A 23,096-nucleotide genomic window follows, 5' to 3' on the forward strand; every position below is an offset into this window, starting at 1 on the left:
AGGTGAGGGTATGAAAAAAGATACGTTAAAAATAACCGGTATGACCTGTGCGGCCTGTGCGGCCCGAATAGAAAAGGTGGTAGGAAAAGTAGAAGGAGTAGATCAGATTTCAGTCAATTTAGCCACGGAAAAGGCGGTTGTCACTTATCATCCTGAGACCACGAAATTGGAAGATATCAAGAGCCGAATTGAAAAAGCAGGCTATGGAGCATTGGATATAGAAGAAAAAAAGATTGTAGATGAGGATAAATTACGCAAGGAAAAGGAAATTAAAACCCTTTGGACGAAATTTACTGTCAGTGCGGTATTTGCGGTACCTCTCCTGTATTTCGCCATGGGCTCCATGATCTGGTGGCTCAGGTTCCCGATCCCGGAAATAGTGGATCCAATGCAGTTTCCATTAAATTATGCAATCCTCCAAATCGTATTGACTCTGCCAATCGTTGCAGCAGGATATAGATTTTATACAGTAGGGTACCATGCTATCATCAGCAGGAGTCCCAATATGGATTCTCTGATTGCCATGGGTACCACAGCAGCCATTGTCTACAGTCTGTATTCCGTATATCAGATTTCCATCGGGAATTTCGGTGCGGTGGAGGGTCTCTATTTCGAGACGGCAGGCGTTATTATCACCCTGATACTTCTGGGGAAATCTCTGGAAGCAGTATCCAAAGGAAGAACCTCGGAAGCAATCAAGAAGCTCATGGGTCTGGCACCAAAGACTGCAGTGGTGCTTCGGGATGGAAAAGAATATGAAGTGCCTATTGATGAAGTGGAAATCGGCCATGTCATTCTTGTAAAGCCGGGTGAAAAGATTCCTGTAGACGGTGTTGTATTAGAAGGAAATACTTCTATCGATGAATCCATGCTGACCGGTGAAAGCATTCCCATTGAAAAGAAAGCCGGAGATCCGGTTTATGCTGCAAGTATCAACAAGAACGGCATGATCAAGTTTCAAGCTACGAAAGTCGGCGGAGATACGGCACTTGCCCAGATCATAAAGCTTGTTGAGGAGGCCCAGGGTTCCAAAGCCCCTATTGCACAAATGGCAGACATTGTATCCGGATATTTTGTCCCTATTGTATTTGTCATTGCTGTAGTTGCGTTTCTTGCCTGGTTTATCAGCGGAGAATCCCTGGTATTCTCCCTTACCATATTTATTGCTATACTGGTCATTGCATGCCCTTGTGCCTTGGGCCTTGCCACACCGACAGCCATTATGGTGGGTACCGGTAAGGGTGCCGAATACGGTATCCTGATCAAAGGCGGAGAAGCATTGGAAACCACCCACAAAATCAATACCATTATCTTTGACAAGACCGGAACCATTACAGCAGGGAAACCGGAGGTGACGGATGTGGTCACCGTAGAAGGTATTGAAAGAAATCAGCTGATTCAAATCGCCGCTTCCGCAGAGAAGGGATCGGAGCATCCGCTGGGAGAAGCTATTGTAAAGGCGGCTGAAAAAGAAGAATTGGAGCTTTCTGATCTGGATCAGTTTAAAGCTATTCCGGGACACGGAATTGAAGTTGAGATCAAAGGCAATGTGGTATTGCTGGGAAATAAAAAGCTAATGAACGAAAGCAGCATCTCATTGGAAGCTTTGCAGGCAGAGTCCGACCGGCTTGCCGACGAAGGGAAAACCCCTATGTATATTGCCATAAACCATAAGATCGCAGGTATCATAGCCGTAGCCGATGTGGTAAAGGAAAGCAGCGCCAAGGCTATTGAAAAATTGCAGTCCATGGGTCTGGAGGTGGTGATGATCACCGGAGACAATGAGAAAACAGCCAGAGCCATTGCCAAACAGGTAGGGATTCAACAGGTTCTTGCAGAAGTTCTCCCTCAGGATAAATCCAACGAGGTTAAGAAGCTGCAGACAGCGAATAAAAAGGTGGCTATGGTAGGCGACGGTATCAATGATGCCCCGGCCTTAGCTCAAGCGGATATTGGAATCGCTATCGGCTCCGGAACCGATGTGGCAATGGAATCAGCCGACATCGTTCTAATGAGAAGTGACCTGATGGACGTTCCGACAGCAATACAATTAAGCAAAAGCACCATTAAAAATATTAAAGAAAACCTGTTTTGGGCCTTTGGTTATAATGTAATCGGAATCCCCATCGCAGCCGGATTACTGCATCTCTTTGGCGGTCCGTTACTGAATCCCATCTTTGCCGCAGCGGCCATGTCCTTAAGCTCGGTATCCGTGCTAACCAATGCATTGCGGCTGAAGAGGTTTAAACCCTATAAATAAACGCAGATAATGATAAAAGCGAAAGGAAACAAAAAATATGAAAAAGAATTTAAAAAAGAAATTTGCAATCCTGTCCGTATCCGTTCTTCTGCTGCTTGCACTGGCAGCCTGCACGGAAACAGATGTAGTGGGAGAGACCTCCATTACATCCTTTGAAGCCGTATTGAACGCAATCCCGGATAATATTCAGGCTGATGATGAGAATGGGGGCTGGTCACTGACTTCACCGACAGGAAGTGAAAGATTCATCTGGAGCAAAGATTTCAGCTCAGGAACACCTCATGATGTAATGTTGGAATTTGATGCCAAGCCATTTCTGGATGCCGGCTTAGATCCAGGCAAGCTCCCTGCCGGAATGTTCCTTGGTGACAAGATTATGGTAGGAACCAATCTGGGTGAAGACAAACTGACTTATCAGGGGGACGCGACTCCGCTGGAATCATACAAAAAGATCGTGGAGCTGAAGAGAGATCAAATTAAATATCATAAGGATCTGGATCATTATGGTGTGGATCTGGGTGAAGGAAACATGTTTGAATGGGCCAAGGATATGGGTACCAATGATAAGGACATTGTCTTTGTCCTGAACCCGCAGATGTTTATCGATGCAGGAGTGGATCCTGAAAAGGTGGAAGGCTGGTTATTTGCGAAGGTAAAAGTAATGGATGAAGACGGCAAGCCTATCGAGGTGGATAAATTCCTGAAACCTTTCAACTTAAAATAACAAAGGAAATCATGAATCTAAACAAATGAAATCATGAATCTAAACAAATGAAATCATGATTCTAAACAAATGAAATCATGATTCTAAATAAATAAAATCATGAATTTAACAAATAAAATCAAGAAAACTATTGATAGAAACAAAGAAAAGAAATCGGAGGAAAAGAAAATGGAAAAAACAGTTTTAAATGTAGAAGGTATGTCTTGCTCTCATTGTGTGAATGCAGTAAAGAATGCAGTAGGTGCACTGGACGGAGTAGCCGAAGTAGAGGTAAATCTCGAAGGAAAAACCGTAACCGTAACCTATGATGCCGGTAAGGTATCGCTTTCCGCAGTAAAGGATGCCATTGAAGAAGAAGGGTACGATGTTCTATGAGAGAAGAGAAGAAGAAGGTTCTTATCGTAGACGATGAAGCCAAAATTCTGGATGTGGTCAAGTCTTTTCTTGAAACTAAAGGATATATCGTCTACTCTGCTGAAAATGGCAGGGAGGCCTTCCAAATCTTTGACAGGGAAAACATTGCGCTGGTTATTCTGGATTTGATGCTTCCGGACATGTCCGGTGAGGAAATCTGTATGGAATTTCGCAAGAAATCCAGGGTGCCTATTATCATGCTGACGGCAAAATCAGACGAAGAGGATATGTTGACGGGACTTTCAATCGGCGCCGATGATTATCTGACCAAACCCTTTAGCCTAAAGGAATTATCAGCAAGGATGGATGCTATTTTAAGGCGTTCTGGAAACGATCTGGTCCCGTTATACAAAAGAAATTCTTTTCGGGAAGGCGAACTTGAGGTTGATTTTGAAGGCCGGAGCATTCGGAAAAATGGAATGGAGGTCAATTTGACCCCCAATGAGTTTAAACTGCTTGCAGCTTTGATCAAGTATCCGAACAGGGTATTTACAAGAGAGGATTTGATATCTGTTGCCCTTGGAGATGAATTTGAAGGGTACGATCGTGCTGTCGACAGCCATATAAAAAATATCAGACAAAAAATAGAATCGGATTCAAAAAATCCGGTGTATATCCTCACAGTTCATGGGGTTGGATACAAATTCGGAGGGAAATAAGATGAAGTACAGCTTGAAGACGAAACTGTCCCTGTCGATTGCTGTAGTTGTATTGCTGACGGTGGCACTGGTCAGTCTTCTTGCAAACTACTTTATTGAAAATCAGTTTAAGAACTATATTGCCACCCAGCAGCAGAAAACGGCACAGGAAATCGTTGGCAGTATCAGCAGACAATATGATCCCGGCTCGAATACCTGGAATGTGGATTTTGTGCATACCATCGGCATGTATGCCTTGTATGACGGCTATATTGTTAAGGTTTACGATAGGGAAAACCAAACGGTTTGGGATGCGGAAGCCTGTGATATGAGCTTATGTACGAATGTCATGAACGATATTACCCATAGAATGATGGAAGAATACCCCAACGTGAACGGTGAATTTACATCGAAAGATTTTCCTGTTTATCAAGACAGCGGAGTGATCGGGACCGTAAATATCAGCTATTTCGGCCCCTACTTTCTAAGTGAAAATGATTTTCGTTTTATTGACTCCCTCAATAAAATCTTGATAACCATAGGTTTTCTCTCACTGATTCTGTCCATTGCCGCCGGAATCCTGATGGCAAAACGGCTAAGCCGGCCGATTCTGAAGACCGCCGACGCCGCAAAGCAAATTTCCGCGGGTGATTATACCGTTAGAATTCAAGAGGATCCCGATACAAAAGAAGTGGAGGCATTAACAGAATCCATCAATCAGCTTGCTGCTTCCTTGGAAAATCAGGAAAAATTACGGCGCCGGCTGACAGCGGATGTTGCGCATGAATTAAGAACCCCTCTTGCTACCGTTCAGACTCATTTGGAAGCAATTATTGAAGGGGTTTGGGAGCCTACCAAAGAAAGATTGGAAAGCTGCTATGATGAAATGTCCAGAATCAGTAACCTGGTCAAGGACTTGGAAAAGCTTGCTAAAATTGAAAGTGAAAATTTAAAATTAAATAAATCTCCGGTGGACCTTCTGGAGCTGACGAAGAAGGTTATAATGAATTTTGAAAAAGAGACCAAAACCAAAAATCAGCAGGTTTCCATCTTGGGAAACAGTCAGGAAATCTATGCTGACAGAGATCGCATCAGTCAGGTTCTGATCAATCTGGTCTCGAATGCCGTAAAATATACTCCCGATGGCGGAGACATCAAAATTACCATATCTCAAACAGAGGATGCTGCTATCTTTCAGATCGAAGACAGCGGGGCAGGAATTCCCGAAGAAGAAATCCCCTTTATCTTTGAGCGATTCTATCGAGCCGATAAATCGCGTAACAGAATGACCGGGGGTTCAGGGATCGGTCTTGCTATCGTAAAATCCATTGTGGAAGCCCACGGTGGAAGTATACAGGTAGAGAGCAGGGTGGAAGAAGGGAGTTCTTTTATGGTAATTCTCCCAAAAGGAAAGGAAATGGAAAAATGAAAAAATCAAATATTATGATTGTCATTGCTTTGGTGATCGTATCTATTACAGCTTTCTCCATGTATGTTACTAAAGGTAACGATGGGGATGCAGGGCAAGGGTCCGCCGCTATCCCGGCAGTCAATGAAAATGGGGATCTGGAAATTCCAATAGCAGATATCACAGAAGATGCAACCTTTTATGCATACGATGAATTGGACTCCAAAATGGAAGTGATCGCTGTGAAGGCATCGGATGGAACCATCCGGACTGCTTTTAACACCTGTCAGGTTTGTTACGGGTCGGGCAGGGGCTACTATATCCAGGAAGGAGATTCTCTGGTCTGCCAGAACTGCGGCAACCGTTTTGGTATGGACGATGTAGCGCTCACAAGAGGCGGCTGCAACCCGGTACCGATTCCGGATGATAAGAAAGAAGCAAACGGTGAATCTATTATCATCTCAAAGGAGTTTTTAAAAGAAGCAGAAGTGATTTTCCAAAATTGGAAGCTGTAGAGAATGGCTGGAAGCTGTTATAGACGATGCTCAAACACAAAAGAATTGACATTTACCGACAGGTCACATATTCTATTAACATAGATTTATACGATAGACTCGGAATATGAAATCATCGGATCAAGGGGTGTTACTATGGATGAAAAATATATGATGAATGCAAAGCTGTTTAAAGCGTTATCTGATCCAAACAGACTCAGTATTTTAGATATGCTTTCCTGCGGGGAACTGTGTGCCTGCAAGATCCTGGAGGAATTCAGTATAACTCAGCCCACGCTTTCCCATCATATGAAAATCTTGTGTGACGTTGGACTCGTTAAGTCGAGACGGGAAGGAAAATGGACACACTATACTCTGGACACGGAACAAGTAAAGGAGTTTCAAGAGTTCTTTGATCACATAACCACTAAAAAAGAAGATTGCCTTTGCAATTCCAAAAAATAATATTTTAAAACGCCTATGGTCAACAGGAGCGAATCGAAATCATTGATTTCGTCATTCGCTCTTTTTTTGTAAAAAACATTGACAATTATCTATGTGATTCATATAATGGTTATATAGATGATTGTCTATGTTTAAACATGGTTAAATTATTGGAGGTCGCATCTATGTTTTTTATACAAACCGTATGGGATTTTTTTCAATACCAGGTACTGGGGATGAAATGGTTAAATGAATTAATTGGAGATATCCTCACTTCTATGGGACTGGATCTTACCGGAAGAATAGGCGGAAGTCTGCAGTTTCTTATTTATGATATCATTAAAATACTGATATTACTTTCGGTTCTGATCTTTATCATTTCCTATATCCAAAGTTATTTTCCGCCGGAAAGAACAAAACAGATACTGGGGAGGTATAAAGGTATCACTGCGAATTCAATGGGAGCGCTTTTAGGAACGGTGACTCCTTTCTGCAGTTGTTCTTCAATTCCTCTTTTTATAGGATTTACCAATGCAGGTCTGCCAATAGGCGTTACTTTTTCCTTTCTGATTTCCTCACCGCTGGTTGACCTGGGCGCCTTTGTGCTTCTGATGAGCATCTTTGGATTTAAAATTTCTCTCGCTTATGTAATCGTAGGCCTTGTGCTCGCCATCCTAGGAGGATCCTTTATTGAAAGGCTTAGAATGGATGATCAGGTTGAGCAATACATTCGAGCAGCGGGAAGTATAGATATTGAAATTCCGGATCTAACCAAGCGGGATAGATTCCTTTACGCGAAGGAGCAAATGCTGAATACCGTAAAGAAGGTGTATCTTTATGTTTTTATCGGTGTCGGGATTGGAGCATTGATTCATAACTGGATTCCGGCTGAGGTCATCCAAAATATCTTGGGCAGGGACAATCCGTTTTCAGTACTCATTGCTACTGCTGTTGGCATTCCTATGTATGCCGATATCTTTGGTACGCTGCCTATCGCGGAGGCCTTGTTTTCCAAGGGTGTAGGACTTGGCACTATTCTATCCTTCATGATGGCGGTAACGGCATTATCGCTTCCTTCTGTTATCATGCTGAGAAAAGCTGTGAAGCCAAAATTGCTTGGAGTCTTCGTTGTAATTGTAACGATAGGGATCATTATCATAGGCTATTTCTTTAATGCATTCAGTTTTCTTATCGTATAGGGTAAACTATGGTCTTAATTGTGTTATTTAAAATATGAATCTATTTCTATGAGGAGGGTTATTTCATGAGTGAAAAAAAAGATCTGCTACAAGGAGCCGACGGGGTGATGAATATTAAAGTTCTAGGGCCGGGCTGCAAAAATTGCGTAACGTTGATGGAAAATACAAAGCTGGCATTAAATCAAATGAGACTGGAGGCCAATGTTGATAAAGTCACGGATTTCGCTGAAATAGCAAGTTATGGAATTATGTCCACACCGGGGTTGGTGATCAATGGCAAGGTAGTTTCCTTCGGAAAAGTGCTAAAGCCGGCAGACATCGTTAAGATTATTGAAAAGGTTCAGTAAACTTTTGCAAGATTCCGAAATTCCTATAATATAATAAGAAATAGGAAAGGAAGTGGAAACGGTGAAAATGATAAATTTGGAATGTATTTTTGAGGAAGTAGGAATTCCATTGAAAGTCTTTATCAGGAGGCGTGTAAATAACGACCAAGATACAGAAGATATTCTACAGAATGTTTTTTTAAAAATTCATCAGAATATTCATACGATAAAGGATTACAATAAAATTCACCCTTGGATTTATCAAATCACCAGAAACGCTGTCATTGACTTTTATAGAACTCAAAAAGGAGAAATTATAACTGACGATTTCATCCGGGAAATGAACCGTGATACCTTTGAAGGCGGAAACGTAAATGAAGAAATTGGTCAATGTTTAAAGTTAATAATTTGTCATTTGCCTGAAAAGTATAAAGAAGCACTTTTACTGACAGAGTTCCAAAACCTGACACAGAAAGAATTGGCGGAGCATCTGGGCTTAACGTTATCAGGGGCAAAATCGAGGGTTCAAAGAGCACGCGCTAAACTGAAAGAACTCCTTTTATGCTGCTGCCGTGTGGAATTTGATCATTATGGGAATGTAATAGATTATGAACGCAGATGTGGTAATTGTAAATTTTGTTAAATAAGGTGTAATTTTAAGACGCAAATTTGCGTCTTTTTTATTTTTCTTACGTCTTTCTTTAGGTAATCAATAAATCAATACCATTTAAGATAGGAGGCTATGGAATGGGAAATAAGGAAGAAGTCAGGAATTTTATCCGAAAAAACTATGCGAATGTTGCATTAAAAGGCTCAAATGGTGGGTGCTGCAGTGGCGGTTGCTGCTGCGGGGGAGATTCTTTTGATATCAATGAGGCATCTGCGAGGATCGGTTATACGGAAGAGAACCTTTCCAATATACCTGCCGATGCCAACATGGGTCTAGGCTGTGGGAATCCTTTAGCTATAGTATCTCTTAAAAAAGGAGAAACTGTTCTTGATCTCGGAAGCGGCGGCGGGTTCGATTGCTTTCTTGCAAGGGAGCAAGTAGGGGAACAGGGATATGTAATCGGGGTTGACATGACCCCTGAAATGGTCAGTTTGGCCCGAAAAAATGCTGAGGAAAGCGGTTTCACCAATATTGACTTTCGGCTCGGCGAAATCGAACATTTACCGGTATTAAATGAATCTATTGATGTCATTATTTCAAATTGTGTTATCAACCTTTCTCTTGACAAAGAGCAGGTATTCAAAGAAGCTTTTAGAGTTCTTAAATCCGGTGGAAGAATGTCGTTATCGGATATAGTCATTACTTCGGAATTGCCGCAAAACGTAAAAGAGAATCTTGCGCTGACAGCAAGCTGTATCAGTGGAGCAGAATCTGTTGAAAATCTCGAAAGTATGCTTTATAAGGCCGGATTTCAACATGTTAAAATGACGCCGAAATTGAACAGTAAAGAAATAATCAGGAATTGGAATTTGGGAAATCATCTGGAGGATTTTGTTGCCTCGTACCTAATAGAAGCAGAAAAATAAAATAATGATATCAATAAAATACATTAAGTAATAAGTTAAAAATATTTATATTGACGTTTATCTATGTTTGAATTAAAATATAGATAAACGTCGATATGTTTTTGTGAAGAAAATATTTTAAGTTTCATATTAAAAAATTATTATGAAATAATAATTCAAAAAAGGGAGGTTCTCTTATGGTAAAAGAAAAAGTATCAGGTATCGGGTTTTTTGAAAAGTATCTGACGGTATGGGTTATACTGTGCATGATTGCGGGAGTATTTATTGGAAAGTTTATACCCGATATACCGAATTTTTTAGGAAAATTTGAGTATGCAAATGTATCTGTACCCATAGCAATTTTAATTTGGATCATGATTTATCCGATGATGATGAAGGTAGATTTTCAAAGCATAAAGAATGTAGGAAAGAACCCCAAAGGGCTTTTTGTAACATGGATAACAAATTGGATTATTAAACCATTTACAATGTATGGGATTGCAGCTTTTTTCTTTTATATAGCGTTTCAATCGTTTATATCGCCTGACTTGGCGAAAGACTATCTGGCAGGTGCGGTTTTGCTTGGTGCGGCACCCTGCACAGCGATGGTATTTGTCTGGAGTCATTTGACAAAAGGAAATCCTGCTTATACGGTTGTACAGGTTGCTACAAACGACTTAATTATTTTGATTGCATTTACTCCTATTGTTGCTTTCCTGTTAGGTGTCAGCGGTGTTACTGTTCCCTGGGATACCCTTATTTTATCGGTAGTCCTGTTTGTTGTAATTCCTCTTACCGCCGGAATATTTACTCGTACATCAATACTTAAGAATAAAGGAGAAGAATACTTTAATCAAATATTTTTGCCAAAATTCAATCATATTACAATCATAGGGTTGCTTTTGACGTTGATCATCATCTTTTCATTTCAGGGAAATGTTATTTTGGGAAATCCAATACACATTATACTGATAGCGGTTCCTTTGATCATACAGACATTTCTGATATTTTTTATTGCTTATACTGCTGCCAAAATATTAAAATTGCCGCACGATATTGCTGCCCCTGCGGGGATGATTGGAGCGTCAAACTTCTTTGAACTTGCTGTAGCGGTTGCAATTGCAATTTTTGGAACAACATCGCCGGTAGCCTTGGCAACGATTGTAGGGGTGCTTGTTGAAGTGCCTGTAATGTTGATTCTTGTTAAAATAGCAAATGGTACAAAACATTGGTTTATCTCGGAAAAAAAAGATTATGACTGGTAACTATGTTAGTTTTTTGTTGAAGATGGTATATAAAAAGGGAGGATAATTAAGAAAGGGGAGTCAATCTATGAGGATTATCATAATCGGTGCAGTGGCAGGAGGTACTTCTGCAGCTGCAAAGGCAAGGCGAAACTCAGAGGATGCTGAAATCGTGATATATGAAAAAGATTCGTTCATATCCTATTCCGGATGCGGTATGCCTTATTATATCGGAGCGCATGTGGATAGATTTGAAGATCTGGTGCCTCGAGATGCTGATTTTTTTAAGAAAAAATATGATGTTGATGTCTTTACCGGACATGAAGTTTTGGATGTTGATCCGATCCATAAGAGAGTTCAGGTAAAAAACCTGACCTCCGGCAAACTTTTTACCGACAAATATGATAAATTAATCATTGCTACCGGGGCTTATGCTGTAAAACCTCCCATAAAAGGTGTGGATCAAGATCATGTATTTACGCTGCGAAGCATTACGGATATGAATCAGATCCTTACCTTCCTGGAAACTCGAAAACCAAAAACTGCTGTGATTATCGGAACGGGATTTATCGGGCTGGAATTATCTGAGAACTTTACAGACAGAGGAATCCAGGTGACGATGGTGGAACGGCTTCCCCAGGTAACGCCTGGCCTGGATGGTGATATGGCAGACTATGTTCAGGAATATCTTGAAGGTCATGGCGTACAGGTTAAAATAAACGATGGCGTGGAAACCATCGGGAAAGAGGATGTGGTATTATCCTCGGAGGAAAAAGTACCCGCCGAACTTGTGATTGTGGCGGCAGGAATCCGGCCCAATGTGTCCCTCGCAAAATCGGCCGGTGCGATGTTGGGGGTTACCGGCGCTATACAAGTGAATCATAGAATGGAAACCAGCCTTCCTGATATTTATGCCTGCGGAGATTGCATTGAGCATTTTCACCTGGTAACCGGAAAGCCGGTTTGGAGACCTCTTGGGTCTACCGCTAACAAGACGGGTAGAATAGCCGGTGATTGTGCCACCGGGGGCGACATTGAATTCAGAGGGATCCTTGGCACCGGAATTTTTAAAATCTTTGATTTGGCTGTTGCTCAAACAGGGCTGTCCGAACGGGAAGCAAAAGAACTCGGTTATGACGTTTCTGTCAGCCATAATATTAAAATAAGCAGAGCTGAATACTTAGGAGGAAAAGAACTCATCATCAAGGGCATCGCGGACCGGAACAGCGGCCGTCTCCTTGGCGTACAGATCGTCGGTGAAGACGGAGTCGACAAGAGAGTGGATGTATTTGCCACCGCCATCACCTTCGGTGCGAAAGCGGAGGATTTATTTCACCTTGATCTGGCCTACGCACCTCCTTTTTCAACAACCAAGGATCCGGTCATGTATACGGGCATGATTATGGAAAATGATATACACCGGGGACGGGGGATGATTACCGCGGAACAACTGAATGACCTGCTGGAGTCCGGTGAACGGGTGAATGTCATCGATGCCAGAATACAAGAACAATATGAAAAAGATCATATCGGGCAGGCCGTAAATGTTCCCCATGAAAAGATCCGATGCAGCTGTGAGGCTCTGGATCCTGAAGCAGTTACGGTGACCTATTGCAATAAAGGGGTAACGGGAAATGCTGCACAGAATATCCTCCTCAACAGGGGATTTAAAAAAGTATTGAACCTCTCCGGAGGATATAAATTCTATACAATGAAGAAAAAGGACTAATTATGGAAGAAAAAGGTTTGGCCTATCATATCTTTTCTCCTGTTTACAATCAGGACTCAAAAATATTAATATTGGGAACCATGCCGTCTCCGGCTTCCCGGGAAGTAGGATTTTATTATTCCCATCCCCAAAATCGATTCTGGAGATTGCTTTCAGATCTTTTGGAGGTAGATTTGCCGAGAACCAACGAAGAAAAGCAAGCCTTTCTTCTTGCCAACGGCATCGCTCTTTGGGATGTTTTGCAATCCTGTGAAATACAGGGTGCTGACGACAGCAGCATCAGAAACGGGGTGGAAAATGATATCAGTATGGTATTGAATCAAGCGGATATCAAAGCGGTTTTTACAACGGGAACAAAGGCTACGGAATTATATCGGAAACTTTGTTATCCGAAGACAAAAGTACCGAGCCGGTATCTTCCCTCTACAAGTCCTGCCAATTGCAGACACTACACCTACGAGAGTTTGCTGGAACAGTATCGGATTCTGCTGCAATATCTGAGAAAATAATAGTATGAAAACCTCAAAATAGAGAGAGTAAAATTAAAAAAATAAAGAATGTAAAATTAAAAAATAAAAATATAAAAAGCTGCAGGCAAAGGAAGCGAAGCCTGCAGCTTTTTTGACCTTATGTTCCTTACGGTTACTTAAGGTCAGGTCTGGGAATTTTATATTTCAGAATGAATCCTAAAATGAATCTAAAATATTCATAACAATCTCTCTGAAAACTCTGGTGTGTTTGTCAATGTCATCTTCTGTTGTGGCTGCCGCAATCAAAGCCATGTTGTGGAACGGAGTCATTAAAATTCCGCGATTGAGAGATGCAAGATGCATATATTGATCCAGTTCAAAATCAACTGCGGCCTCTGCTTCTCCGCCATTTCTGGCAGGCTCCTTCCGGAACCAGTATTCTGTCCTGCAGCCAAGCTGTGTCGTGTTCCAGGGCAGGTTGAATTCATTGATGACGCTCTGAACACCTTCGTTGAATCTGGTAGCTAAAGGAATATTTCTGGCATAGAATTCTTCGGTTAAGATTTCGCTCAACGTTGCTTTCATAGCATGCATGCTTAAAGCGTTTGCTGCAAGGGTTCCGCCGATTCCGCCGATATCGCAGAGTTCATAGGGAATTTCCGCTGCAACTTTGGCTCCCAGCTCCTCTGAAAAACCGTAAGCGGCAGCCGGAATGCCCGCAGCGATGGTCTTGCCTACCACGACGATATCCGGTTTTAAATTGTAAGCTTTGGTATAACCACCGACTCCTGTACAGATGGTATGAGTCTCGTCGATAATGAGAATAGCCCCGTATTTCTTCGTCAGCTCTCTTAATGCATCATGATAACCAGGCTCCGGATGTACGATTCCGCAGTTTGTCATAACGGGTTCGGCAAGAACTGCTGCCACATCACCGACCTTAAGGGCGGCCTCCAATGCAGGGATATCATTCCATTCAATGATTCGGGTCGTGAGCCCCGGATCAACCTGCGGTCCCAGATTTCCAGGCTTTGCAACGGTTTTTCCGTCTTCTGACATGATGGCTACGGTTTCGTCTACTGTACCGTGATAGCACCAGTTATAGGCAATGATCATAGGCTTTTTTGTAACCTGTCTTGCCAGGCGAAGGGCAAACCTGTTGGCATCAGTGGCACTGGTAGAAAACTGCCAGTATTTCATTCCAAATCGTCTGGAAAGCTCTTCGCCGTTCCATGCAGCGTCCTCCGTTGGCAGCATAAACGTTGTACCTTGCTTCACGTAATCTGTAATCGCTTTCACAGCGGCTTCCGGTGCGTGACCGATCATGGAGCCGGTATCGCCGAGACAGAAATCTATGTAGTCATTCCCATCAACATCTTGAAAATGCGCACCCTTGGCATTGGCTACAAAAACGGGATAACTGCCGGCCCATTTCACCATCCAGTTCATGGGTACACCCTGGAGCAGACTTCCCTTAGCTCTTTCAAACAATTCTTTCGATTTCGGATGGGTCCCTTCAAAGAGCTCCATTTCTTTTTGATATTGGATTTTCAACTTTTCTCGATTGATCATTTCTTCTCCTCCATTTTTTATTCCACCAAATTGTGAAACAGATACTATTTATATAAGCAAGAGCAATGCCAAGGATAGGAGATTCATATCAAATGTGAAAATAATCCGAAAAGGCAGTCGTTTTAAAGGATCTTTAGGATTCATCGAGGAGGTTGCCTGCCTGAAATTTTTCTATATGAATAAAATTCAGCAATTAATTATCAATTATGAAAAAATAATTGTCAATATTGAAAAATAATATTATACTGATTTTAAATCAAAAGAGATGATTTTTTAAGTAGAATGAGATCACAGGGCTTCAAAGTGAATTCGGAAAGGAGAGTCCTATGCTGGAGTTATCAGTTATTCGGGATACCGTTATGAATGTAGCGGAGGCCATTACCGCTGCATTGGAAATAGAAACGGAGATTATCAATGAGCATTTGGAAATCATCGGCGGCACCGGCAGATACCGTTATAAAATAGGCACCTATGAAGAGGGCGGGGATATCAATTCCGGTGCAATCTATGGAAAGCTGTTGAAATCCGGGAAAACGTATATTTGTCTGGACCCGGAAAATGATCCCGAATATGACCCTCAGGAGGGAGAACTGGCTGAAATCTGCTGCCCCATTCAACTGGAAGACCGAATCATAGGTCTCATTGGTTTGGTAGCATTTAATGAGGAGCAGCGGAAAAAAATTATGGACAACAGCGAAACCTTAACTCTTTTTCTGGAGAGAATGTCAGAGCTGATCGCCAGCAAGCTGTCCGAAACAGAGCAGAGAAATCAGCTTCAGGGTATCGTGGAGTCCATGCATGAAGGACTTATTGCTCTTGATAAAAACGGCAGGATTATGTCCTGCAATTTCGAATGTGAAAAACTGCTGGGTGTTAAACGGAATCATATGGTCGGAAAGCTACTTTCCGATGTTTGGGACATCAGGGATGCGGAAAAAGTCATCAGCACCGGGGTTCCCATCAAAGACAAGGAGGTTCTCTACCAGGGGAAAAAAGACAGAGAACAGCGATATTTATGTACCATAATACCTTTACAGCTGAGAAAAGGGGACCATGAGGAAACTCCTGCTTTGGGCGCCATGATCCTGTTTCAAAGCAGTTCCGATGTGAAAGAACGTATCTATAAAATGACGGTCCATGACAAGCAGACAACCTTTGCCGACATCATAGGAGAAAGCCAGGCCATGATTCAGGTAAAAAGAAGAACACTTCAAATTGCGTCAAGCGACTCAACCGTCATGATCACAGGGGAAAGCGGAACCGGTAAGGAATTGTTCGCCAGAGCCATTCATTCGGAAAGCCCCAGAAGAGATTCGCCTTTTATTGCCATCAATTGCGGCGCTATTCCGGAGATGCTGCTGGAAAGTGAACTGTTCGGCTATGAAAAAGGAGCCTTCACCGGTGCTGACTCCAGGGGAAAACCCGGAAAGTTCGAGATCGCACATAAAGGGACATTATTTCTGGATGAAATCGGTGATTTACCCCTCCATTTGCAGGTGAAACTGCTTCATGCCATTCAGAACAGGCAGATTGAAAGGGTCGGAGGAATCAGCCCCATCGATATCGATGTCCGTATCATATCGGCAACCAATAAAAATCTGGAACAGATGATTACGGCAAGGGAATTTCGGGAAGATTTATTTTTCAGACTAAACGTAATTCCGCTAAACATCCCTCCGCTTAGAGAAAGGGATGGGGATGTGGAGCTTTTACTGAACTTCTCTCTCAGAAAATTCAATGAGCTGCTGGGGAAACGTATCACTAGCTTTGATCCCTCTGCTTTGCAGGCCTTATTGCAATACGTATGGCCGGGGAATGTCAGGGAGTTGGAAAATGTAGTGGAATATGCGGTGAATATGGAAACCGGGAATCAAATTCGTTTAGAGAATTTACCGGATAAGATTGTCAAAAGGCATATGGAATCGCGGACCAATCGGTCCGGCTTGAAAGAAAAGATGGATGACTATCAGAGAATGCTGATAGAAGAATGTCTGGATAAGACGGGAAGATCTACCGAAGGGAAAATCATGGCAGCAAGGCTTCTGGGAGTCAGTGAGTCTACCCTGTATCGAAGAATCAGGGAGCTTGGAGTCAGATAAGAGGCTGTATCAAAAAGATGATCTTTGATCTTTTTGATACAGCTTTCTTTTATGGAATACTTATTATATAAATGATTGTTTCTTTTCTGCTAGGATTGAGTTTTTATCGTACAAAGCAGTTATCTGCCGTTTAGAGATTCCCGTTTAAAGGAGGGAATTTATCGTCGAAGGCTACCTCGTCGGCTGCAAGGGTCCTTACGGATCGTGTTTTCCCCATGGTTTTCAGAACCTTATAGATCACCATCGGACCTGCCGTCCAAGCCACTGAGAAAATAAAGGCGGAGAGCAGATCAGGCTGGAAGGCCATGAACAGCAAGCCTACGACTATGACAAAGAGCCCTATGGCAGGAAGCACAGGATGAAGCTGGGTTTTCACAGTCAGAACCTCATTTGGATCATAACCTCTTTTTTTCAGTTTTCTGCGCATAATCAGCTGTGCGGCAATGATTCCGCCCCAGCATACGGTGCCGGTGAATCCTGCCATCCCAAGGATCATGGTATAAAATGCTCCTTCACCGAAGTAATAAGCGCAAGGGATAAAAAGCCACATGGGGATGATGGTAAAGATGGTGGCAATTTGTGGAACGTTGTATTTGTTCAGTTTTAAAAATGCCTTGGGGGCCAATCCTTCGGAAGCTAAACCGTATAATGCCCTGACTGTTCCGTACACACCGGAGTTTGCACAGCTGAAGGCGGCGATCATGACGATCACTGAGAAAAAGCCTGCAGCCCATCTCATTCCATACATAGCCAGTGCCATACTGAAAACGGAGTCCTCTAAATTTGCCTTTTCATAAGGAAGGATCATCACCAGCAGTGCAAGAGGTATGATATAAATCAAAATGATTCGATAGGCTACCCTTCTGCAGGCAAGAGGAATGTTCTTTTCCGGATCCTGCGTTTCCGATGCGGCAAGACCGACGATTTCCGAGCCCTGAAAATTAACCAGGATCATCACCATGGTAGTAATCATGACCCAGGAACCATGAGGGAAGAGAGAACGATACCAGCCGACTTCAGGATGATAAAGGATGGAGAGTCCAATAGGCTCGCCCCCTATGACTCCAAATATAATCAGTATTGCACATACCGAGAAAATGGCAATGGCAGCGATTTTCATAATGGATAAAATGGACTCGATATGGCCGAACCAGGTAACGTGATAGAGATTTACGATGGTAATCAGTAATAGCGCAATGACGGAATACAGAACGATGTTTCCGGGTATAAAGGTATTCATAATGATTCCGCAGGCAACTGCTTCAGCCGGTACATAGCCTACCCAGTTGATCCAGTATGCCCATCCTGCGCCGCAGGCAAAGCTTTCGCCGATAAATTCCTTGGCATAGGAGACAAAGGAACCTCTTCTTGGGACATTTACCAGCAGCTCTCCAAAGGACTGCATGACGGCGTAAATGACTAAACCGCCAATCAGATAGGCGGCTACAATGGAGGGTCCGATTTCATTGATGGTGTAACCGGAACCGAGAAAATAGCAGGAACCAATGATGCCGCCAATGGCAATTAAAGAAACATGCCATGGATGAATTCCACGCTGCAATGTTCTTTCCTCCTGCGGGCAATGGGATACATTCTTTTCTGACATTGAATTTTCCTCCTGACAAAAGATTTCACGTAATAAAATTATGAAGTAATATTGGAGTAAAGTAGCAAAAATAATGCCATTTTTCTTTTTTGCTCCCTTTTCTTTTTTTGATTGGATTTGTAAGGGTAACAACAGGTTAGAATAAACATTATTCGGAAAGCCCAGAAAAATAATAATCAATGTTGACAGAAAATTGTCAGAATTGACAATTCGAAAAATAAAATCCATTAATATATTGAAAGAAATTTTTATGAAAAATTTTTTAAATTTCTATTGACCTTTCCGTTGCGTCAATGTGTATGATAGATTTATCAGGAGGTGAAAACATGGAATATACAGTGAAAAGCCTTGGAAAACTGGCGGGAATCAGTACAAGAACCCTACGTTACTATGATGAAATTAACCTTCTCAAGCCGGCGAGAGTGAATTCATCAGGATACAGGATTTATGGACAGAAGGAGATTGATCAGCTGCAGCAAATTCTGTTCTACCGGGAACTTGGAATCAATCTGGAGGATATCAAAGATATCGTTTCCTCCGCAGACTTTGACAAGAGAAAGGCTTTGGATGAGCATCATGAAAAACTTCTTGAGAAGAGAAAACAATTGGATGCCTTGATTGAAACGGTTGAAAAGACCATCGCATCAGAAGAAGGGAGAATCGTTATGAGTAATAAAGAAAAATTTGAAGGTTTTAAGAAAACCATGATAGAAGAAAATGAAAAGAAATATGGTCAGGAAATCAGAGAAAAATATGGAAAAGAAACAGTCAATAAATCAAATCAGAAATTGATGAACATGACACAGGAAGAATATGAGGAAGTGACCAAGCTGGCCCAGGACATTACGGAGACTTTGCATGAAGCATTTCAAACCGGGGATCCTGCCGGTGAACTTGCACAGAAGGCAGTTGAGCTTCATAAAAAATGGCTGTGCTTTTATTGGGACAGCTATTCCAAAGAAGCCCATGCCGGGTTGGGTCAAATGTATGTGGATGACGAAAGATTCCGCGCCTATTATGACGAAAAACAGCCTGGAACAGCGGAGTTCCTGAGGGACGCCATTGCAGTCTATACCTCAAAATAAAAAAGAACTGTCTCTATAAAAGAAAGAAGATAAAATTGGATAGCCATGATTTGTAGGGTTCGTTTTCGGAATTTATCTTTTCATAAATTTTACTCCTGACTTTCAGACAGAAAAGCAAACGATAACGCCAACAGTGCTTTTCTTCGCATTGCATGCTCGCTGAAAGTCTGGATCGTAAAATTTGAAAAGATAGAAATTCCTCAAAATACCCTTCATACCATGGCTATCTCAAATATATCTATTTATTTTGAGACAGTTCTTTTTATCTCATGCGGACGGCGGCCATAGCGCAGGCACCTTCATGAACCACCTTGAACCCCTTTTTCTCTGCAAACTCTATGATTTCCTTGTCATAGGTTCCTGGCTGCAGCCAAATGTAAGGATGAACCGACGGATCCATTTCTTCAAGGCTTTTTAATGTAACCTTCGGGGGAACGACAAAGTCTACACAATCGGGAACCTGAGGAAGATCTTCCAGACAGGCATAACATTTACTGCCGTCCTCCATTTCCGTATAGTTCGGGTTAACGGCATAGGCTTTGTACCCGTGAGAACGAAGGGTATGGTAAATATGGTTTGCTGTTTTATCCGTATTGGGAGTGGCGCCGACGATAGCCCAAACCTTTTTCTCCAGCATCTCGTTCATTTTCTTTTCATTATCCATAGTGGGCTCCTCCAATTTCATTAAATTTATGTTAATCATAGTTTAATTTTTCCCATTTTTCAAGAAATGAAACAATTTTCAGGAATCCAACTTTTATATTTTCAATACATATTGTCCACTTTTTCAGAATACAATCTACAAGCGGTTAAATTTTGAAAACGTATGACAAGGAGTAATGAATATGCGAAAGCACATTGGATTAAACCCTTCCGAGGTTGCAGAATCCAGAAAAATTCATGGGGGCAACGTGTTTGCTCAGAAGAAGAGGAAGGGATTTTTGAAACAATATCTGAGCAGCTTCGGCGATCCTATTATCAAAATTCTATTGGTTGCACTGGCTCTCAATATCATTTTCCTTTTTCGGGATGCAAATTGGATGGAATCTGCGGGAATTGCCATTGCGGTGTTTCTTGCAACTTTTGTTTCGACACTGTCCGAATATGGAAGTGAGTCTGCCTTTGCAAAATTAATGGAGGAAGCCCAGCTGATCCAATGCAGGCTTATTCGGTCGGGCCAACCTGTTTCCGTACCCATTACGGAGGTTGTTACAGGAGATATCGTCTTGCTGCAGGCAGGTGAAAAAATACCTGCAGACGGCATTTTACTTTCAGGAATACTAAAGGTCGATCAGTCCGCTTTAAACGGGGAGAGCAAGGCCGCAGCAAAGTTCCCCTCCGATTCTCCCGGAATACCGGATTCTGTCCGGAATTGGGACTTGCTCGCTTCTCATCAATTGTTCCGCGGCAGCGTGGTGGATGAAGGAGAGGGCATCATGGAGGTGTGCCGGGTCGGAAAGGATACCTTTTACGGACATATGGCAGGAGCCATGCAGGAAGAGACAAGGGAAAGCCCTCTGAAACTTAGATTGGGCCAATTGGCAAAAACCATAAGCCGTCTTGGATACATAGCAGCATGTCTTGTAGCGCTGGCAGACCTTTGCAGCAATGTAGTGCTGCAAAATTCCATGAATCCTGTACTGATACTGCGGGAACTGACAAATCTGCATACCATGACAGGACATGTTCTTCATGCCCTGACTTTAGCCATAACCATCGTTGTGGTTGCTGTTCCGGAAGGGCTGCCGATGATGATTACGGTTGTGCTTTCCTCTAATACCATGAGAATGATGAGGGACAATGTTCTCGTCAGAAAATTGGTGGGGATTGAAACAGCTGGCAGTCTGAATATTCTATTTACGGATAAAACGGGAACCCTTACCCAAGGAAAGCTGTCCGTGAGCCATTTGATTACGGGTGAAGGGAAAATATACAGAAACAAGGACCGGCTCAGAAGAGGCTCGAAGCTTCTATATTTACTGACTCTCTCAGGATTTTACAATACCGGCTGTGTTCTTTCCGGAGAGGAGCCTCTGGGAGGAAATATGACAGATCGTGCTTTGCTGGATTATGTATTGCCTATTCACGGAGATATGAATGAATACGTGAAAATGGATTCCATTCCCTTTGACAGCACCAATAAATTTTCAGCTGCCAGGATATCAGGTCCGACGGATCTGTCACTGATTAAAGGGGCACCGGAAAAGCTTCTATGTGCCTGTACCAGGTACTTTGACGAAGAAGGGCGGATTCAGCGCCTTTGTAATCAGGACATGCTGGAGTCTTTGTGGCATAAGCTTTCTGATAATGCAGTACGTGTTTTGGTGATCGCAGCAACGGAAAAATGGCCTGTTCAAAAGGACAGGTTTTCTGATCTGATCCTGATCGGTATTGTCGGAATACGGGACGAGCTGAGACCGGAGGCCTATGATTCGGTAAGGCAGGTCACCAATGCAGGTGTTCAGGTGGTTATGGTAACAGGAGACAATCAGGAAACCGCAGTGGCCATTGCCAGAGGATGCGGACTCATTGATGTTTACAATAAAAATCAGGTGATCACCAGCACAGAGCTGGGACGGTTAACGGATGATCAGTTAAAATCTGTTTTGCCGCAATTGCGTGTAGTTGCCAGGGCACTGCCGACGGATAAAAGCAGGCTTGTGAGCCTTGCACAGGAAATGGGTATGGTAGCTGGAATGACAGGGGATGGGATTAATGACGGACCGGCTTTAAAGATAGCAGATGTAGGCTTTGCCATGGGGGACGGAACGGAAGTGGCCAAGGAAGCCGGAGATATTGTGATTCTTGATAACAATATTGCTTCCATAGCCAAGGCCATCCTGTATGGTAGAACCATTTTCAAGAGTATACAGAAATTTATCATATTTCAGCTTACTATGAATCTGTGTGCGGTAGGTGTCTCTCTTATCGGACCGTTTATCGGATTTGAAACACCCATTACGGTCATTCAAATGCTTTGGGTAAATATTATCATGGATACCCTTGCAGGGCTTGCCTTTGCAGGAGAGCCGCCATTGGAGGAATACATGGAGGAATCGCCTAAATCCAGAGAAGAGCCGGTTCTAAACGGAAACATGGTCAATCAGATTATGTTTGCGGGTTTGGTCACCATTACTATTTGTATGCTGTTTTTAACAATGAGCTGGGTAAAGGTATTTTTCCACTATCATCTCAATCCCATTTGCTTCTATTCCGCATTTTTTACCCTGTTTATCTTTTGCGGTATTTTTAACAGCTTTAACGCCAGAACACCCAGGATCAACCTTACGGCCTATTTGTCAAGAAATCCGGCTTTCATACTGATCATGTCTTTTATAGCCATTGTGCAGATTTTGCTGTTATACCTAGGAGGAAGTTTATTCAGAACCATAGGGCTTACGTTTTCAGAACTGGCTTTCACCCTTGGAGCAGCTGCCATCGTAGTGCCAGCAGATGTGATAAGAAAAATTATGGTGAAAAAGATCAGAAAGGTCAGAAGATTATAGATTACTACTGTATTTTTGATAAAGTTTGTGATAAAATATTAAGAATACTTTGGAGTAGGTTATTTGGAGTCAAAATAGAAATCGGAGGAATTTATATGAGAGCAGTAGTAACTGTAATCGGTAGAGATATGGTCGGTATTCTGGCAAAAGTCAGCACAACCTGTGCAGAAGCCAATGCAAATGTCATTGAAGTAACACAGTCCGTGCTTCAGGAGTTCTTTGCCATGGTAATGCTGATCGATATTTCACAAATGAATTGCGAATTAGGTGAGCTTCAGGAAAAGCTGAAGAACAATGTATCCGGAATGAAAATTCACGTGATGCATGAAGATATCTTCAATTCCATGCACCGCATTTAGAAAC

Annotated in this window: 21 protein-coding genes; 18 read left to right on the forward strand and 3 right to left on the reverse strand. The window is 42.4% G+C overall.

Features of this window, described 5'->3' with window-relative positions; translation table 11 throughout:
• Positions 1–10: 10 nt before the first annotated feature.
• From KCX82_RS12800 to KCX82_RS12865, 14 genes are all read left to right on the forward strand, one after another.
• The gene (locus KCX82_RS12800; RefSeq protein WP_227018874.1) at positions 11–2,260 is read left to right on the forward strand and encodes a heavy metal translocating P-type ATPase; all 2,250 of its coding nucleotides are present in this window, start codon (positions 11–13) and stop codon (positions 2,258–2,260) included.
• A gap of 37 nt (positions 2,261–2,297) precedes the next feature.
• Positions 2,298–2,984: a hypothetical protein gene (locus KCX82_RS12805; protein WP_227018875.1), complete on the forward strand. Its 687-nt coding sequence runs from the start codon at positions 2,298–2,300 to the stop codon at positions 2,982–2,984.
• Positions 2,985–3,083: 99 nt separating this feature from the next.
• The gene (gene copZ, locus KCX82_RS12810; RefSeq protein WP_405127696.1) at positions 3,084–3,359 is read left to right on the forward strand and encodes a copper chaperone CopZ; all 276 of its coding nucleotides are present in this window, start codon (positions 3,084–3,086) and stop codon (positions 3,357–3,359) included.
• Positions 3,356–4,057, forward strand: a complete 702-nt coding sequence (locus KCX82_RS12815; RefSeq protein WP_227018876.1) for a response regulator transcription factor — start codon at positions 3,356–3,358, stop codon at positions 4,055–4,057. Before copZ ends, KCX82_RS12815 begins: the two co-directional genes overlap by 4 nt.
• Before the next feature lies 1 nt (position 4,058).
• Positions 4,059–5,465, forward strand: coding sequence for a sensor histidine kinase (locus tag KCX82_RS12820; RefSeq protein WP_227018877.1), 1,407 nt, complete (start codon positions 4,059–4,061; stop codon positions 5,463–5,465).
• Positions 5,462–5,959, forward strand: coding sequence for a DUF2318 domain-containing protein (locus KCX82_RS12825; protein WP_227018878.1), 498 nt, complete (start codon positions 5,462–5,464; stop codon positions 5,957–5,959). Before KCX82_RS12820 ends, KCX82_RS12825 begins: the two co-directional genes overlap by 4 nt.
• Before the next feature lie 135 nt (positions 5,960–6,094).
• Entirely contained in the window at positions 6,095–6,403 is a 309-nt protein-coding gene (locus KCX82_RS12830) for an ArsR/SmtB family transcription factor (RefSeq protein ID WP_227018879.1), read from the forward strand.
• A gap of 164 nt (positions 6,404–6,567) precedes the next feature.
• Entirely contained in the window at positions 6,568–7,581 is a 1,014-nt protein-coding gene (locus tag KCX82_RS12835; protein ID WP_227018880.1) for a permease, read from the forward strand.
• A 65-nt stretch (positions 7,582–7,646) separates the two neighbouring features.
• Positions 7,647–7,928 carry a thioredoxin family protein gene (locus KCX82_RS12840; RefSeq protein WP_405127697.1) on the forward strand — a complete coding sequence of 94 codons (282 nt, stop codon included), beginning with the start codon at positions 7,647–7,649 and terminating at the stop codon, positions 7,926–7,928.
• Positions 7,929–7,995: 67 nt separating this feature from the next.
• Positions 7,996–8,550 carry an RNA polymerase sigma factor SigZ gene (gene sigZ / locus KCX82_RS12845; RefSeq protein ID WP_227018972.1) on the forward strand — a complete coding sequence of 185 codons (555 nt, stop codon included), beginning with the start codon at positions 7,996–7,998 and terminating at the stop codon, positions 8,548–8,550.
• Between the two features lie 104 nt (positions 8,551–8,654).
• Positions 8,655–9,443, forward strand: a complete 789-nt coding sequence (gene arsM / locus KCX82_RS12850; RefSeq protein ID WP_227018881.1) for an arsenite methyltransferase — start codon at positions 8,655–8,657, stop codon at positions 9,441–9,443.
• A 176-nt stretch (positions 9,444–9,619) separates the two neighbouring features.
• A complete protein-coding gene (gene arsB, locus KCX82_RS12855; protein WP_227018882.1) occupies positions 9,620–10,687 on the forward strand; it encodes an ACR3 family arsenite efflux transporter in 1,068 nt (355 codons plus the stop codon).
• Positions 10,688–10,754: 67 nt separating this feature from the next.
• Positions 10,755–12,395 carry an FAD-dependent oxidoreductase gene (locus KCX82_RS12860; protein ID WP_227018883.1) on the forward strand — a complete coding sequence of 547 codons (1,641 nt, stop codon included), beginning with the start codon at positions 10,755–10,757 and terminating at the stop codon, positions 12,393–12,395.
• 2 nt (positions 12,396–12,397) lie between these two features.
• A complete protein-coding gene (locus tag KCX82_RS12865) occupies positions 12,398–12,904 on the forward strand; it encodes a DNA-deoxyinosine glycosylase (protein ID WP_227018884.1) in 507 nt (168 codons plus the stop codon).
• Between the two features lie 177 nt (positions 12,905–13,081).
• Here KCX82_RS12865 and KCX82_RS12870 read toward each other — a convergent pair whose 3' ends face one another.
• Positions 13,082–14,437, reverse strand: a complete 1,356-nt coding sequence (locus tag KCX82_RS12870) for an aspartate aminotransferase family protein (protein ID WP_227018885.1) — start codon at positions 14,435–14,437, stop codon at positions 13,082–13,084.
• A gap of 326 nt (positions 14,438–14,763) precedes the next feature.
• Here KCX82_RS12870 and KCX82_RS12875 point away from each other — a divergent pair, with 326 nt between their 5' ends.
• Positions 14,764–16,536, forward strand: coding sequence for a sigma-54-dependent Fis family transcriptional regulator (locus KCX82_RS12875; RefSeq protein ID WP_227018886.1), 1,773 nt, complete (start codon positions 14,764–14,766; stop codon positions 16,534–16,536).
• A 130-nt stretch (positions 16,537–16,666) separates the two neighbouring features.
• Here KCX82_RS12875 and KCX82_RS12880 read toward each other — a convergent pair whose 3' ends face one another.
• Positions 16,667–18,142 (reverse strand): amino acid permease, encoded by a 1,476-nt coding sequence (locus tag KCX82_RS12880; protein ID WP_227018887.1) that lies wholly within the window; start codon positions 18,140–18,142, stop codon positions 16,667–16,669.
• 326 nt (positions 18,143–18,468) lie between these two features.
• On the opposite strand from KCX82_RS12880, the gene KCX82_RS12885 reads away from it, so the two are divergent.
• Positions 18,469–19,227 (forward strand): MerR family transcriptional regulator, encoded by a 759-nt coding sequence (locus tag KCX82_RS12885; RefSeq protein ID WP_227018888.1) that lies wholly within the window; start codon positions 18,469–18,471, stop codon positions 19,225–19,227.
• A gap of 262 nt (positions 19,228–19,489) precedes the next feature.
• Here the strand turns inward: KCX82_RS12885 and KCX82_RS12890 are convergent, their stop codons facing one another.
• Positions 19,490–19,891 (reverse strand): CoA-binding protein, encoded by a 402-nt coding sequence (locus KCX82_RS12890; protein ID WP_227018889.1) that lies wholly within the window; start codon positions 19,889–19,891, stop codon positions 19,490–19,492.
• 181 nt (positions 19,892–20,072) lie between these two features.
• On the opposite strand from KCX82_RS12890, the gene KCX82_RS12895 reads away from it, so the two are divergent.
• The gene (locus KCX82_RS12895) at positions 20,073–22,733 is read left to right on the forward strand and encodes a calcium-translocating P-type ATPase, PMCA-type (protein WP_227018890.1); all 2,661 of its coding nucleotides are present in this window, start codon (positions 20,073–20,075) and stop codon (positions 22,731–22,733) included.
• Between the two features lie 95 nt (positions 22,734–22,828).
• Entirely contained in the window at positions 22,829–23,092 is a 264-nt protein-coding gene (locus KCX82_RS12900) for an ACT domain-containing protein (RefSeq protein ID WP_227018891.1), read from the forward strand.
• The last annotated feature ends 4 nt before the right edge of the window (positions 23,093–23,096 follow it).

This window comes from Sinanaerobacter chloroacetimidivorans (assembly GCF_018128545.1).
Classification (GTDB): Bacteria; Bacillota; Clostridia; order Peptostreptococcales; family Anaerovoracaceae; genus Sinanaerobacter; species Sinanaerobacter chloroacetimidivorans.